Here is a 16,215-nt window from a genome sequence, read left to right on the forward strand (position 1 = left end):
TGACATCCATGCGATCGGGGCAGGTGCGGCTGGCGATCGACTACGGCAGCGTCGACACCACCGCCGTACTGGCATGGCCGGACGGCACCTGGACGCCGCTGCTCTTCGACGGCGAACCCGCCCTGCCCAGCGCCGTCCTCCTCAGCGAGGACGGCACCACCGTGACCGGCCACCACGCCTGGCGGGCCGCACCGGTCACACCGCACCGGTTCATCCCGCACCCCCGCCAACCCTCCGAGCAGCGACTCACCGTCGCCGACACCGACGTCGACCCGCTCGACCTGGTCGCCGCGACCCTGCGCCACGTCGCCGAGCAAGCCCACCAGCTCGCCGGCACCGGCATCGACGACGTGCGGCTCGTCGTCCCGGCAGGCTGGGGCCCACGACGACGCACCTGGATGCGCCACGCCGCGCACCGCGCCGGCCTCCCACCACCACAGTTGATCGACGCGCCGACCGCCGTCGCCGGGCACCTGCTCGCCACCGGCCTGCAGCTGCCCGTCGGCGCCTACATCGCCGTCTGCGACGTCGGCGCCACCGCCGAAGTCAGCGTCCTGCGCCGCGGCCCCGCACGCTTCGAAGTCCTCGCCACCCTCGCCGACCCGACCGCCGGCGGCACCGCCATCGACGACGCCCTCACCACCACACTCACCACCAGCCCACCCGGCACCGGCGGGCAACGATGGGCCATGGTCGCCAGCCTCCGCGCCGGCAAACACGCCCTCACTGACCATCCGGCCGTCACCGTGCCACTACCCGACGGGCCGGCCGTGGTGCTCCACACCGGCCTGCTCGACCAAGCCGCCCAGCCCGTCCTGCACCGCATCGCCCACCTCACCACCGAAGCGATCACCGCCGCGGAACTCACACCCCGCGACCTCACCGGCGTCTACTGCGTCGGCGGCACCGCCCGCCTACCCCTGCTGGCGAAGACCCTCACCGACGCCGGCATCACTTCCACCCTCGTCGACCAGCCCACCCTGGCCGCCGCCCGAGGCGCCGCCGACGCAGGCGCCACCAACACCATCGACCCCACCACGACCGAAGAACCTCTACCGCCGGTGCGGCGCGCCGCCGCGATCGCCCTCCCCGGCTTCGCGTCCCTCGCCTTGGTCTCCCAGTTCCTGCTCACGCCTGAGTGGCGCGGCTCCCTCATGTACCGCGAAGCGATCCTCAACTGGGGCGAGCTGACCATGGCCGCCGTCTTCGCCGTCATCGCCTGCCTCAGCGCCGGCACCGTCCTCGCCTCCACCATCGCCAACCGCACCACCACCCCGACCAGCCCCGGCATCCACACCGGAACCGGAATCCTCGCCGCAGCCTCCCTCGGCGTCGCCGTCAGCGGCATGTACGCCGTCGTCGGAAGCCTCTACGTCGGCTACCCCGTCAACGGCTTCCTGCGCTGGACACTGCTACCCATCACCCCGACCATCACCGCCGCCGCCGTCATGGCCCTCATCGCCGCCCGGCAATGGCGCACCCCCGCGGGCGGATGGTCGAAATTGCTCGCCTTTCCCACCGGATCCGTGCTCACCGCCGCTGCCGGGATGCTGCTCATCCAATACAGCCTGACCGCCGACCGGTGGCCCCACCTGATCCTCTGGATCGACCTCGCCGGCCGAGTCGGAGGCCTGCTCCTGGGCATCGGCACCGTCATGGCCGTCGTGTCCCAGCCGATCCTGCGCCTGATCCTCAGCGCACCCCTCGCCGTCATCACCGCCGCCCTGGTCTCCTGGCCCGCCTCCGGCATCCTCGGCGCCATCTACGCCATCGCCGTGACCACCTGGTGGCTACGCCAGATGTGGACCCACCTACTACGCCCCCACCGGCCGCCGCAATGACCCCACCAACCCGATGCCACCGGACGAATTTGGAGGAGGAGCTGCGGTGAACGGGGCCCGGCGACTCGCAGGCGCTACCGTCGTCCTGGCCGTCCTGGCGATACCGCCGTGGCTGCTGGCCACCCTCACCCGAGCGCACCTGCCCGGCTGGCCGACCAGCACGCAGCTACGCGACTGGCTCACCGACCCGCTGACCCCGGCAACCCTCACCACGGGACTCATCGCCGTGGCCTGGCTGCTGTGGCTCGGCATGGCCTACACCATCACCGTGACAGCCGCCCGCCGACTGCGCGCCGGCGCCCGATGGGTACGCCACCTGCCGCTACCCACCCCATGGCAGGCCGCCGCCACCAGCATCGCCGGCGCGGCCGCCCTCACCACCGCCCACACCCCTACGACCCAGCCGCCGAGCCCACCGGCACCAGTCACCGCCGATGAACTGCAGCACCCGTCCAACGCGGCCCAGACCGAGCCTGCCGGGGTGGTCGTGCCCGGCGGCTGGATACCCGACGACACCGCCCACCACATCGCCGCCGCAGCGGCCCTGGTGTGGCTACGCCGCCGTCGCGTCCACCAACCCGGCCAACCCGACACCGACGCCACCCAGCTGACACCCCTACCCGCCACCGTCACCGCCGTCCAAGCAGCCATCGCCGACCAACCACCGCCACCAGCAGCCACCACCGGCGCCATGCAGGCGCCGCTGCCCCCAGCCGGCATACGTCTCGCCGGCGACGGGGCCGACCACGCCGCCCGAGGTCTACTCATCACCCGGCTCCTCACCGCGCTGCGCGACCCCACCGACACGATCCCCGTGATCGTCACCAGCAACGCCCTCACCAGGCTCCTGCCCAGCATCGCCGAGACCGCCGCCACCATCCCGGGCCTGCACGTCATCGACACCCTCGACCATGCCGCCACCCTGCTACCTGCGTCCAGCACGTCGTCCACAGCCGACCACGGCATACCCAGCCTCGTCTTGACCGCCGGACCCGCGACGGCGGCACCGCTGAACCTCCCGGGCACCCGTGTCGTCACCCTCGACGCCGCAGCACCAGTACCTACCTGGCGCGTCGATTGCAACGGCCAAACCGTGGACCACCAGACCGGCCAACCACGGCCACGGATGTGTGTCCTCGACAGCACCGCCGCAGCGGACCTACTCGCCGTCCTGGCCCAACCCACCACCGCAGCACCCGACCCCGCCGCGTCCGCACCAGCCCGGCCGATCAACCGTGCACAGGCAAAGATCCCCCGCCAAGCCAACCGAATCTCACCGCCCACACCGCAGCGGCCCACCGAGGCCACAGCGACCGCTGTCCAGCTTCGGGTGCTCGGCCGTCCAGCGTTGCTCATCGACAGCAAAGAGGTCGCCATCCGCCGCAGCGCCGCCCTGCAAATCCTCGTCTTCCTCGCCGTGCACCCCGACGGCGCCACCACCACGCAACTCGTACACGCCCTCTGGCCCGGCCTACCCGCCCACACCGTCACCGGCCGCCTGTACACCACCCTCAGCGACCTCCGCTCGACCCTCCGCGCCACCACCGCCGACCAGGTGGTAGTCCACACCGAGGACCGCTACCACCTCGACCCACGCACCGACGTGGACCTGTGGCGGCTGCAGGCTGCCGCCCACCACACCGCCACAACTGACGCACCCGGCCGCTGGCAGGCCGTGATGGAGGCCTACACGGGCGACCTCGCCGCCGGCCACACCTGGCCGTGGATCGACCCACCCCGTGAGGCCACTCGCCGCCTGGTCCTCGATGCCCACACCACCGCCGCGGAAGCACAAACCGACCCGCATGAACGCCTGCGACTGCTGCAAGCGGCGATCCGCATCGACCCCTACAACCAGCAGCTCCATCAGCGCGCCGCCGATCAACTAAACGCCCTCGGCGACTCCGCCGCAGCCGCCGACCTTCTCCACACCCACCGGCAACGCCTGCGCCTCGCCGGCATCCTCGACCAACCCATGATCACTGCTCGCTAGACCGAGGTAGGTCCACCGGTCGCTGCACGCCGAGGTCGCACGACAAAGAGGCAAGCCGCTGGCCCCCGCAGATGGGACGGGTCTGCTCACCCGGGCAACCGCACCATGGTCACGTGCCGTCACGAACTTCACAACTTTGGTGCGGTATGCGGCCTTCGCCCTAGCAAGTTGTAATTGTTATTGACCCGAGACTAAGTGAATGGATAGCTTGTTTCCAGCGCAACGGTTGTCTGACGGCAACCGTTGAAAACAACGGGGGATACGTAAATCATGATGACGGGCTGACGCGCCACCTCGCTTAGCGCTGACGACGTCCATCGTCGCGCTCTTCTCTGGGCTTTTCTTGCACCGGGGTTGCTCTTTCCGCTGCTCGCAGAGGCCATGTGTCGCATCGACCGCGAGCTGGCACCCCTTGCTGCCTCGTGCCAGAAATGCGAGCGGGCCACCTCGCCTGATCTTTGTGAGGCATCGGCCAACAATCTTTTCGCGCTGCATAGCCGAATTCCGGGTCGGTGCCTGCGCTTCGCAAGTGCCGATTTACTGCCACGCCACCTGATGGATTGATCATTCGGTGGCGGGGTGAGTTCTGCCTGCCTCCTGGCGGATTGGCCGTCGGGTGCATGTCAAGAAGGAGTATTGATGGGTCAACGTCGAGTGGCTGTGGGGGTGGCGTCCGCGCTGCTGGCCACGTCGGTGCTGGCGGTTCCGCCGGCTGTGTCCTCCGCCGCGCCTGCGGCGCCGCAGGAGGCCGGGGAGGCGCCGCAGGTGTCGCCGCGGTCGTCGTCGAAGGTGTGGTTGTTCGACTCGCCGCAGCGTGCGGTGACTCGGGCGGCGGCGGGGGCGGCGCCGTCGGTGCCCAAGGGTACCGGGCCGGTGCGTAACGGCACGCAGGTGTCGTTCTCGCTGGCTGATCGGATGGAGGTGAAGGTCAACGTCGGGTCCGGGAACCTGATGGTGAACACCACCGACCTGACGCTGCCGGGCATCGCCGGGAACGTGACGCTGGGCGCGTCGTTCAATAGCCTCATGGTGGGCAGTGACCTCTCGGTTGGTGCACACGGCCCGGGTTGGCGGACCCGCGGCGGTCAGGACGTGAAGTTGTATCCGGCTGACGACGGGTCGGTCACCTACGCGGCCGCGGACGGGGTGGTTGGCAAGTTCGCTTGGTCCGGGTCGGCCTACACGACGCCGGGTGAGTTCAAGGCCAAGCTGGTCAAGAACGGCAGCGGGTGGAAGCTGACCGAGAACGACAGTGGCAAGGAGTTGTTCTTCACCTCTGATGGTCTGCTGGACAAGACCGAGGACCGCAACGACAACGTCACCGACTACTCCTACAACGGCGGGCAGCTGACCAAGGTCGTCTCCGACCGGGGCGGCCAGTACGCCCGCACGGCCACGGCCACGTTCGCCGGTGGCCGGTTGACGAAGTACCAGCAGAGCGACGCCTACAACGTGGTACGGGAGGTGTCCTACAAGTACGACACCAACAACCGGCTGCAGGCCATCGACCTGCTGGGGGCGACCCGGCAGTGGGCGTTCGAGTACAACACCGCCGGTGACCTGGTGAAGATCTGGTCCAAGGACGACCTCTACAGCGTCGTCACCTACGACGGGCAGCACCGGGTCACCTCGTTCACGCAGGTCACCGACACCACCACCGGCCAGGGTGCGACCACCAGGTTCGCCTATCCCACGTCGTCGCAGACGAAGATGGCCGACCCCCGCCAGGACCTGTCGCAGCCGGTCGCGTCGGTGCCGCACACCACGTATGACCTGAACAGCGACAAGCGGGTTACCAAGGCCACCGACCCGGCCGGCAACGAGCGCTCCCAGACGTACACGCCGTGGCAGGACGTGGCCACCACCGTCAGCCCCGAGGGCAGCACGGTCACCAACACCTACGGCGCCAACGCCGGTCAATCGCTGACCAAGTCAGCCTCACCGTCCGGCGCCAGCGCATCCGCGGCGTACGCGAACGCGTCGACCTCGACGAACCCGACGGCGAACTTCCAGCCGTCCTCGTCGATCGACACTCAGGGCAACTCGTCGACCTACACCTACAACGGCGCCGGTAACCGCACCTCCACCGCCGACGCCCTCGCCGCCAAAGCCGAGGTCGACTACAACAGCGACGGCACGGTGAAGACCTCCACGGACCCGGCGAACACCGGCAACCCGACGACCTACGCCTACGACAGCGACAAGCAGATCACGACCCTGACCCCGCCCACCGGCAACGGCCTGGCCGTCAAGACGTTCACCTACGACGTCCTCGGCCGCGTCCGCACCGTCGCTCAGGGCGGCTGCACCATCACATACGACTGGACCAAGGACGACCGGCTCGAGAAGACCAGCTACTCCGGCTGCGGCACCCTCACCCCCGTCACCTACCAGTACGGGCGCGTCGGCAACCTGATCAGCCGCACCGACTCCACCGGCACCACCACCTGGGAGTGGGACAACCTCAACCGGCTACACCGCCGCACCAACCCCGGCACCGCCACGTTCGTCTATGACCATGACCTCGCCGGGAACCTCACCGCGATCACCGACGGCCGCGGCACCACGAAGCACTACTACAACACCCGCAACTGGCTGGTCCGCACCGACACCGCCAGCGGCACCCGCTACAACTACTCCTACGACAACGACGGCAACCGCACCAACACCTGGTTCGCTGCCAACACCGACAACAGCGTCTACGCGCTGCGCGTCAAGACGGTCTACGACAAGTCGGACCGGCCCACCCGCATCACGGCCACCCGCAACTCCGCCGGTCCCGCGACGGTGTTCGACGTGACCTACTGCTACGCCAAGTACACCTCCGGGCAGCCCTGCTCCACCGCCACCGGCGACGACACCGGGCTGCGGCAGTGGCAGAAGGACGAAACCTCCGGCGCGATCAGCCAGTTCACCTACGACAAGGCCAACCGGCTGACCAAGGCCACCAACTACAACGGCAAGACCTACGACTACACCTACAGCAAGAACGGCAACCGCGAGACCGTCAAGGTCGACGGCACCACTGCCCAGACCTTGACGTTCAACACCGCCAACCAGATCACCACCACGAACAACACCTACGACAACCGCGGCAACCAGACCCGCGCCAGCAACCCGTCGGTCAACCCCATGACTTACAACAGCGCGAACCAGATGACCGGCGCGAACTCCGGCACCTACGCCTACGCCGGCACCGACCAGGTTGAACTGACCCGCGCCGGGACCACCACCATGCAGTACGGCTACGAGGACCAGCACGGCATGCCGTGGCTCCAGTCCTGGAGCGCTGGCGGCACCACCGTCTACGTCGAACGTGACGGCCTCGGCACCCCGCTGGGCCTGCGGATCAACGGCACCGACACCGCCTTCGTTCTCGACGGCCTCGGTACCCCCGTCGCCGCGGTCAAGGCCAACGGCACCCTCGCCGCCACCTACAAATACGACCCCTACGGCAACGCCACCACTACCGACGAGTACAACCTCGGCGCCAGCAACATCATCCGCTACACCGGTGGCACCTACGACCAGAGCACCGGATTCACCAAACTCGGCCAGCGCTGGTACAACCCGCAGCAGGGCCGCTTCACCCAGCAGGACAGCCTCAGCTTCATCGGCAACCCTCGTGAAGGCAATCGGTACGCCTATGTGAACGGCGATCCCATCAACTACATCGATCTCACCGGGCAGGGTGCATGGGCAAAGTTCTTCGGCGCGGTGGCAGGTGGGGCCATGTATGGCTCATGCACGATGATCGTCACCATGGCGACGGGAGGCGTTGGTCTTCTTGCAAATGCCGGTTGCGCCACACTGGGTTACGCTACTACCGCGTACGTGGAGAGCGGTGCTGAGGCGGATGGCTACTGAAATACAGAAAGAGGCTACTAGATGAAGCAAGTAACTCTAGCGGCACTGATATCAATTGCTCTCTGGCTCGTAGCAGCTGCGACGTGGTCTATGTTCAGCGATGGAGGCTTTGGGGAAGCGCTCCTTACCCTTGCCCCTGTCGCAGTTATCGTGATCATCGCAACGGTCATCCGCGAGAGCAAGAAGCGTGGCGTTCGCCACGATAGCCAGTAGCGTGCGCTCCGGGGCAGTCGCGGTTTGCAGTCCTGGGACCGAGTAGATGCTCGGTATCCCGTTCAGGGTAGCGGCCGTAATTACTACCCCAACCGGATTCCGGCAGCGCGATTATACCTGGTGCATTTCGTAGTACGTGACTGAGCAGATCTCCTCAGGTACGGCAGGTGGACGATGGGTCGAACCGGTCGGTTCGACCCATCGTCCACCGCCGACTATGCAGAGGACTCTGGGGTGTCGCGCCGGTAGTCGTGCCTCGACAATCATCCGTTCTCCTGGGCCGGATCGTCGGCACCGGCCAGGTCGCGGACCAGCCTGATGAGCGCTAACGCAGGGGCGTAGTTGACCCGCCCAGTATCCGCCGATGCTCGCTGACTTGCTGTTGTGAGGTCGTGTAAGGCGCCGTGAGGTGCCGTCAGCTACCGATAACCCCACCACGCCGTACTGGGTTCATAGCGTCACTGCATCGCCCCCCACCAGTAGCCCTGCTGGTGTGGACGGGCGAGCAGGAGGAGGCAGGTGAAATCGTCAGGAGCTCTCGCCGCTGCAGTCGTCACCAGCGTCTTGTCCACCGCCGCCATCGCGGTCGTCCTGGTGATGAGTAGCGGCTGGACTCCGCACCTGCCAGCGCCGACCACTATGCGGCTGTGGATAGCCGACCCGATGAGCAGCGGTGTCGTCGCCGTCCTCGCCGCAGCCGGGGCTGTGACGCTCTGGCTGCTGCTGGCCACTGCCGTCCTTGCCCATACGTACGCGTCGCTGGCTCGCCGGCTGCGCCGGGTACCCGCTCTATGCTTTCCCGGTCCGGTCCGGGGCCTCACCGCGGCGCTGCTCGGCGCGACCGCCGTCACCACCGCTACCGGCGCGGTCGCACACGCCACTCCCGCGAGCACCACGTCCGATGAACCAGCCGCGGCCGGACAGTCGACCGCCTCACCCGCCTCCCACCGCCCCGCTGCGAGCCACCAGCCGGCCGCGCCGCCGCCCACCTACACGGTGCGCCGCGGCGACAGCCTGTGCGAGATCGCTGCCCGCACCCTCGGCGACGCCGACCGGTGGCCGGAAATCTTCGCCCTCAACCGGGGCGCCCGCTTTCCCCACGTCGGCGGCACCCTGCGCAACCCCGACCTCATCTACCCGGGCTGGGTTCTCCGCCTACCGGCCGACGCCACCCACAGGAGTGACCAGACTCCGCCGCGCGGCCAAGATCAGCAGCCCCACACCGAACCCGAACGCCCGGACACCCCCGCGCCACCCACGAAACATGACTCCTCGGCCGCAACACCGACACCCACGACCACCACCACGGCAGGCCCGACAGCACCCGCGACAGAACCACCCCCGGCAGACCCCAAGGCCACCGCGAGCGCGCCGGGCACCGCCGGTGTGACTCCACCCTCCCGCGGCGACTCGCAGCCACCGGCACGCGCTCCGCTGCCCACACCTAACCGGTCCCCGGGCATCGACGTGCCGGGCGGCAGCTGGGTGGACATCGGCCTGGCTGCGGCGATCACCGCAGCAGCCGCGCTGGTCTGGGCGCACCGGCGTCGCCGCTACACCCCGCGCCCGCCCTCGACCACCCACGTCGAGGGCCCCGACACGACCCCGATGCCGACGGTGGTCATGCAGATCCGCCGACGGCTTCGCGGCGTCGCACCACGCACCGCCACACCCCCCACCACCGGCCACCAACGGCGCCACATCGACTCGCCCCCGGGCCTTGGCGACGGAAACACCGGACCAGACGCGTCCGGCGTCAACGGTGAAACCGAAACCGATGTCGGCCCGACACCTGTGCCGCGCCCGGCGGTGCCGTCCCTGGCGCACCCGCTGGCCGAGGCCTGGCCGTCCGCAGGTCTCGGGCTCATCGGCCCGGGCGCCGACGCCGCTGCCCGCGGTTTCCTGACCGCCGCGCTCGCTGCCGGCGGCCTCGACGCCCTACACGAACGCACCCAGGTGGTGATGCCAGCGGCAACCGCGACGACCCTCCTCGACACGGACACCGCGACCCTGCCCCACACCCCGCGTCTGACGGTCACCGCCACCGTCGAGCAGGCCCTCGACCTCATCGAAGCGCAGATCCTGCACCGCAGCCGTCTCGTCGACACCCGCGGCGCTGACACGGTGGCCGACCTGCGGACGCTCGATTCCGCGGGGGAGCCGCTGCCGCCGGTGCTGCTGCTGACCCACGCCACCGCAGCCCGGCAGGACACCCGCATCGCCGCGCTGCTTACCCAAGGCACACGCCTGGACATCCACGGGGTGCTGCTCGGCGCATGGCCCGACGGTGACACCGTCGGCGTCGCCGCTGACGGCACCACAGCCCTCGCCGACGCCCGCACCGACCAGAGTGATCACCGCGTCCCAGTGGAGCGTCTGGCCGTGCTCACCTCGGCCGACACCCTCGCCCTGTTCCGCGTCCTCGCCGAATCACATACCGGCCAACCACCGGCCCCCATCGACGCCGCGCCGCAGCCAGACGACCGGCAACCGGCCACCGCGAACTCGACCGAAGCCGGCCGCAGCGCCCCGGCCGAGAGGCCGCGACCGGCCGCGACGCCCACCCCGACGACTGCCAGCACGTCACCCACCCCCGTCGAGGCCACCGGCCGCGACCCGGCCACCGCACATCCCCAGGCATCGGACAGGTCGACCGGCATCATCGACACCCGGCCCGATCCGATCGCCGATACGCACGCCGCGGTCGACGCCGGTGGTCACGACACCGCACCCTCCGCAGAGCAGACAAATGTGCCCCCCGCCGTGGACGGCGAGCAGCGGCAGCCCCGCCGCGTGCAGGTGTCGGTGCTCGGCTGGCCCAGCATCACCGACGCCGCGTCCCATCCGCCGCTGCGCGCCAAGGCCCTCGAGCTACTCGTGTACCTGGCAGTCCACGACGGCGAAGCGACCGTGGACGCCATTCTGGATGACCTGCTGCCCGACGCCCCGACCAGTAAGGCGCCAGGCCGGCTGTATACCTACGTGTCGAACCTCCGCGCCGTCATGCGGCATACGGCCGGCCCAGGCGACTACCTCACCCATCCCCAGAACCGCTACACGCTCAACCCCGCCCTCGTCGATGTGGACCTGTGGCGGATGCGCGCGGCGATCCGCCACGCCGAACGCGCCACCGACCCGCAAGCGCGGGTCGCCGCGTTACGGCGCGCCGTCGACACCTACCGCGGGCACCTCGCCGACGGCGTCGACTACGAATGGATCGAGCCCTACCGCGAGGCCGTACGGCAGCAAGCCCTCGACACCTACCTCGCGCTCGCCGACGCTCTCGCCGACCATCCCGCCCGCCAGCTTTCAGTGCTCGACGAGGCGATCCGCCACAGCCCTTACACCGAGGAGCTCTACCAGCACGCCATGCGCGCCCGCGCCGCCCTCGGCCAGGCAGACGCGATCCGCTCCCTGCGCCGAGCACTGACGCGGGCTCTCGCAGAGATCGACGCCGAACCCCACGAAGACACCCTCGCCCTGGCCCACGAGCTCATCGCCGCCCAGCAGCGCCCCCGGCCCCGCCCGCAGGCGCAGCGTCATTCCCGCGACGAGGACGGAGCGACTGCATGACCGGCATCTCCACCTCGCCGTCCTCGCACCGTGACCGTCCGAACGCGGCCAGTCGGGATCAGTTGGTCGGTCTACGGCCGCTGCGGTGGGCGGTGCGTGCCGTGCTCACTCTCGGTGTCGCCGCGTCGATCGCGGCGAACGTGCTGCACGCCCGGCCGAACCTCATCAGCCAGCTGATCGCCGCCTGGCCGCCGCTGGCGCTGCTGCTCACCGTGGAATTGATCTCCCGGGTGCCCAGCCACCGCAGGTCCCTGGCCGCCCTGCGGCTGCTGGCCACCGCGGCGATCGCCGGCATCGCCGGCTGGGTCAGCTACTGGCACATGGTCGGTGTCGCCGCCCGCTATGGCGAGATCGACGCCGGCGCCTCCTACCTGCTGCCGATCTCCGTGGACGGCCTTGTCGTCGTGGCCAGCATCAGCCTCGTGGAGATCACCGGAAGGATCCGCGCCGGCACCGGGCAGCCCACGTCTCCGCAGCAACCAGCGGCCCCTCAGGACCGGCCAGGACACCACACCCCGAGGACCAGCGCCGACCGGACCACCAGGCGGCGAACGCCCCGCCTCACCGAAACGGTCACCGAGACCAAACCAATGGCCACCTCTGCGTCGCCGGGCGCCGTGTCTACCCCGGTTCCATCGCGAGGACAGGCCGCGAGCACGCAAGGCGATGGGTCACCAGACCGCCCGGCTCAGCCCGACCGCGACGACGTCCGTGGCGATTCCGAGCCGTCCCGTCCTGCCGGCGATCGCGCCGGCAGGACGCCAACCCGCGACGCGAAGACCCCAGCAACGATCCCCTCCGACCACGGAAACGCCGCCCAGGTCGCCGCGGCTACTCCGGCGGCCGTCGCGTACTGGTATCAGCGGGATCCGTCGATGCATCCCGCGCAGATCGCCGAGCGGATCGGCAGATCCGAGCGCACCGTGCGCCGGTACTGGCCGCCGGCCAAACTGCAGCGGGCTAACGCCCACCACCACGGCCCGCAACCGACCGTCCCCGGGCGTCCTAACCCTGACCCGCCCTCGATCTTGTAGAGACTCTTGGTGTCTGTCCCCTCCTTGAGGAGGTGCCGACGGAGCCTGTGGAAGGCGTGCCAGGGAGCCCCATGCAATATCCTGTCGATCTTGTCATGGGGGAGTCAGGCAGGTTCTGGTGGTGCGGGCGCGGTGGGGACTTGCTTAGATCACCGGCATGACGGACTGGTCCCAGCTCAGGCATGCCTACGGCGTGGCAGATGACGTCCCGGGTCTGTTGGCGAGGGCTGAACCGGACCCGCGCAGCCCGGTCTGGGGCGAACTGTGGTCCCGGCTGTGCCATCAGGGCACGGTATACCCGGCAAGCTTCCCGGCATTGTCAGTCCTGACGGAGATCGCGGGCCGCTGGTCGCCCGCGCAGCGGACGATGCCGCTGGCGCTGGCGGCTGACATCGTGTCCAGCGTGGATCAGCCCTACGGGGATCTCGACCCGCACGTCACCTATTCCTGCGAAATCGCTCGACTGAGAGCGCTGACCGAGGAAACGCTCCAAAGCTCCGGCTCCGATGACGACCCCAGCACCTACGTCTATATGTTGCAGGCGCTGCTGGCGTTCGAAGGCGCCGAGGTCTGGGGCAGACACCTCGACGGACTGAACAACGAGGAATACGAGGTGGCGTGCCCGCGATGCGATGAAGAAATCTTCGTCGCGTTCGGCCAGTACGGAACGTTTACCACGCTGGACAGCATGTACATGCACGACTCCGGCTCCAAGCGGCTGCCACTGCTGCCCGCTGACCCTGCCGCCTTGACGAGTGTCGGAAAACGCCTGCACGATCGGGCGATCGCCGACCACCATCCCGACGTCGCCGAGAAGCTGACCTACGTGTTTGGCCGAGCGGACTGCCCGGCCTGCGGCGAGCGCTTCCGTGTTGAAGAGGCCATCACCGCCAGATGGTCCGGCTAGTACTCCAACGTCACTCGGCTTCGGCGTTGGGCTTGGTGCGGGCATGACGACGGCCACCGCGTTGATCATCGATGGCTTGTGAGGGCAACCGAAGATCGTGCGGTGGCCGCGTGCCACAGCGTAGACCCCGCCGGATGGCGGTCATCCTCGACGAGGCGGTGACGCGTGTCGCTGACCGGTCGTGCGGGCGGAGCCCTGTCGGACCGCCGGGCACTTCGTGGAAGGACTGCTGTCGGGCGTGGAACGCAAGACCTGCTGGGCGTTTGCTGAACGGGCGGGTCACGCTGGTCCACAGGCGATGCAGCGGCGTTGACCGTCGCCGAGATCCGCCGACTCCTCAACGCCTTCGTCCTCGCCGCACCACTCCAGCCAGCGCACACCCTGCACTGGTCGATCTGGCGACGAACATCCCAAGCCCGCGCCACCGGTCCCACTACCAGCGCAAACTCGGTCATGCCGCCGACCGGAAGATCAAATGACGTTGGACTACTAGGAGAGCTAGGCGACCGCCCGCTGGACCTGGGAGCGTACCCGCACGAAGAGGCTCGGCGAGACACCCGGCATGCCGAGGACAGCGACCATACCGATGGTGTCGTTGTCTGCCCACATACAAACGGTTACCGGAACCCCCTCGGTCTCGCCCGAGCCGCAGCGAGCCTCGCCGCCCATCGGCCCCGGTCGGCTGGGCTTGACACCAGCCAGTTTCGGCAGATCGGCGAAACTCTTGTCCAGGCTTGCCTTGGGATCAGTTACCTTGCCGGACACTGCACTGAGAAGGTAGGTGACACTGGAATCGCGAAGGGCATAGACGGAGCCGACTTCGCTGGTCGCCTCGCCGTCGAGGAACTGCTTGAGGTTGTCGGTGTTCTGCTGGGCCTGCTCGCGCAACCTGCGGCTTGCTGACTCGGGGATGCCGGTCAACGTTTCCGGCTGCACCACACGCATCGCCGCACTCGGAGACGGCGAGGTTGAACGTGGCGCCGACTCCCGTTCCACCGTCTCTGCGGCCCTCGCACAGCCGCCGGCCATCATGAGAACCGCGAAGGCCAGCATGCCCGCAGCCGCCGCACGCCGTCCGCTGCCCGCCTGACCTGTCCCCGCCATGCGGCCACATCCTTGTGTCACAACTAGGGCGTACGGTTTACCGCGTGATCATGCCACGCCATCCCCAACGTCGAAGCCAGTGACGTTGGGGTACTAGATTTTGTCGGTCCTCGTAGCTACATGATGGCGGCGATGAGCACGCGCTGGACCGCAGCGACTCATACGGTTGGCTGACCACCACGGCGGCGCCGATCGCGGACGACGGAGGTCGGGTGTCCGGCTACAGCCGGCCGATCAGCGGCTGTGTCCGCGGGGCGAAGCGGTACCCGTCGTCCCAGGGGAATCGGCCCTGCTGGTCCGGCCACACCATCTGCTGGAGGCGGACCTGGTCGCGGCCGTAGCGGCTGATCGCCAACCCGGGCAACAGTTCGTCGGTCGGCGGCCCGTCGATGATGATCGCGTCGTAGCCGGCGATGACGTCGCTGAGGCGTTGTCCGTGGGTGAACCGTTCGGCGGTGTCGTAGACCCGGCGAGCCAGGTCGTTGAGCAGACTGTGGGCGACCTCGGGTGGCAGCCCTGCGGTGATCAGTTCGGGGTGGCCGTGGGCGGTGAGCCCGACGGTGTAGGCGAATGGGGCGGTGGTGACGGTGCCGTCGTCGGTGGGCAGGACGTACGTGACGGCCCAGCCGATGGTGTCGATGATCCGTTCTTGACGCCGGAGGAGCTCGTTGATGTCACGCATGGTCGGTGTCTCCTGGGCATTCGGCGCTGGGGGCGGGGTCTGTGTCTGGGTGGGGTGGCTCGACGTCGACGAAGCCCCAGAGGTGTTCCATGACCTGGAGTTGCCAGGTGCGGTAGCGGTCGGCGAAGCCGCGGCAGAGCGCGGGCGGGATCGGGCTGCCGGCGTAGGGCAGCGTCGAGTGGCAGATGATGTATCCCGCGTCGCCGCGGGCTTCGGTCACCATTTGCTGGAGCCGGCCGGGGGTGAGGTGCATTGGGTTGCCGGGCTTGAAGATGCAGGTGTCGCATTCGCGGGCGAGCCGGCGGGTCTTGCGCAGTTCCGGGTCGCCGACGCTGAGTCGGGGTGGCCGGTCGACGTCCGGTTCGTCGGCGGCGTCGAACGTGTTGTCCATCGTCAGCTCCTTGTCGTTGCGGCACGGGCCCGCTTGGCGTGGGATGCGGGACCCGTGAGTCCGGGTGATCGGAGTTCTGTGGTGCTGGTGCGGCGTGGTTTTGAGCCGGCGCAGCCAGGTCAGCACCGTGTCGATGTCCGCGCGGCGCAGCCCGTCGTACGGGTCGACCGGGTGGAGCAGGGTGGGTGCGCCGTCGGCGGTGCGATGGTCGGCGGTGGTGGGGTCCTTGCCGCCGAACTCGTCGTCGAGGACGGCGAGTGGCCGCCGCGCGACCCAGGCGTACAGGGGGCTGAGTTTGTTCTGGTGTCCGAAGCGGACCCCGCCGGCGTGAACGGGGACGTGCGGCCAGGTGGTCGGCAGGCCCAGCCGTGGCGCGATCCATGCGGCGGCGAGGTGGTTCCAGCTGGTGCACCACACCGGTTGAGCGTGCTCGGCGAGTTCCCGCAGCCAGGGCCCGTGGTCGGGGTTCAGCCAGACGGTGCCGGTGACGTGCCGGCCGTCGGGGGCGGGCCCGTCGTAGCGGTGCGGCCGGTAGCCGAGTGTCTCGGCGCGGCCGGGGTCGGCGGGGTTGAGGACGCCGTCGACGTCGATGGCCACGACAGGGGATGAG

The 16,215-nt window shown here is 68.9% G+C and carries 9 protein-coding genes; 6 read left to right on the plus strand and 3 right to left on the minus strand.

What is annotated here, in order from left to right; all coding sequences use genetic code 11:
* The first annotated feature begins 8 nt into the window (after window positions 1-8).
* From A8711_RS24890 to A8711_RS24920, 6 genes are all read left to right on the plus strand, one after another.
* Window positions 9-1,841, plus strand: a complete 1,833-nt coding sequence (locus tag A8711_RS24890) for an Hsp70 family protein (RefSeq protein ID WP_069089463.1) — start codon at window positions 9-11, stop codon at window positions 1,839-1,841.
* A gap of 226 nt (window positions 1,842-2,067) precedes the next feature.
* Window positions 2,068-3,834 (plus strand): hypothetical protein, encoded by a 1,767-nt coding sequence (locus A8711_RS24895; protein WP_124778840.1) that lies wholly within the window; start codon window positions 2,068-2,070, stop codon window positions 3,832-3,834.
* Between the two features lie 639 nt (window positions 3,835-4,473).
* Window positions 4,474-7,701 (plus strand): RHS repeat-associated core domain-containing protein, encoded by a 3,228-nt coding sequence (locus A8711_RS24900; RefSeq protein WP_233607721.1) that lies wholly within the window; start codon window positions 4,474-4,476, stop codon window positions 7,699-7,701.
* Between the two features lie 876 nt (window positions 7,702-8,577).
* Window positions 8,578-11,487 carry a BTAD domain-containing putative transcriptional regulator gene (locus A8711_RS32175; protein ID WP_176722871.1) on the plus strand — a complete coding sequence of 970 codons (2,910 nt, stop codon included), beginning with the start codon at window positions 8,578-8,580 and terminating at the stop codon, window positions 11,485-11,487.
* A 320-nt stretch (window positions 11,488-11,807) separates the two neighbouring features.
* Entirely contained in the window at window positions 11,808-12,521 is a 714-nt protein-coding gene (locus A8711_RS32180; RefSeq protein WP_369830129.1) for a hypothetical protein, read from the plus strand.
* A 157-nt stretch (window positions 12,522-12,678) separates the two neighbouring features.
* Entirely contained in the window at window positions 12,679-13,428 is a 750-nt protein-coding gene (locus A8711_RS24920) for a hypothetical protein (RefSeq protein ID WP_069089466.1), read from the plus strand.
* Between the two features lie 498 nt (window positions 13,429-13,926).
* Here A8711_RS24920 and A8711_RS24925 read toward each other — a convergent pair whose 3' ends face one another.
* The 3 genes from A8711_RS24925 to A8711_RS32965 all read right to left on the minus strand — a co-directional run bounded on the left by A8711_RS24925 (window position 13,927) and on the right by A8711_RS32965 (window position 16,202).
* Window positions 13,927-14,532, minus strand: coding sequence for a hypothetical protein (locus tag A8711_RS24925; RefSeq protein WP_141707687.1), 606 nt, complete (start codon window positions 14,530-14,532; stop codon window positions 13,927-13,929).
* A 220-nt stretch (window positions 14,533-14,752) separates the two neighbouring features.
* Window positions 14,753-15,214 carry a DUF4262 domain-containing protein gene (locus A8711_RS24930; RefSeq protein ID WP_069089468.1) on the minus strand — a complete coding sequence of 154 codons (462 nt, stop codon included), beginning with the start codon at window positions 15,212-15,214 and terminating at the stop codon, window positions 14,753-14,755.
* Window positions 15,207-16,202, minus strand: coding sequence for a hypothetical protein (locus A8711_RS32965; RefSeq protein WP_233607748.1), 996 nt, complete (start codon window positions 16,200-16,202; stop codon window positions 15,207-15,209). The genes A8711_RS24930 and A8711_RS32965 overlap by 8 nt, the downstream gene beginning before the upstream one ends.
* Window positions 16,203-16,215: the final 13 nt, after the last annotated feature.

It is taken from the genome of Micromonospora sp. II, from assembly GCF_001709195.1.
Lineage (GTDB): Bacteria > Actinomycetota > Actinomycetes > Mycobacteriales > Micromonosporaceae > Micromonospora > Micromonospora chalcea.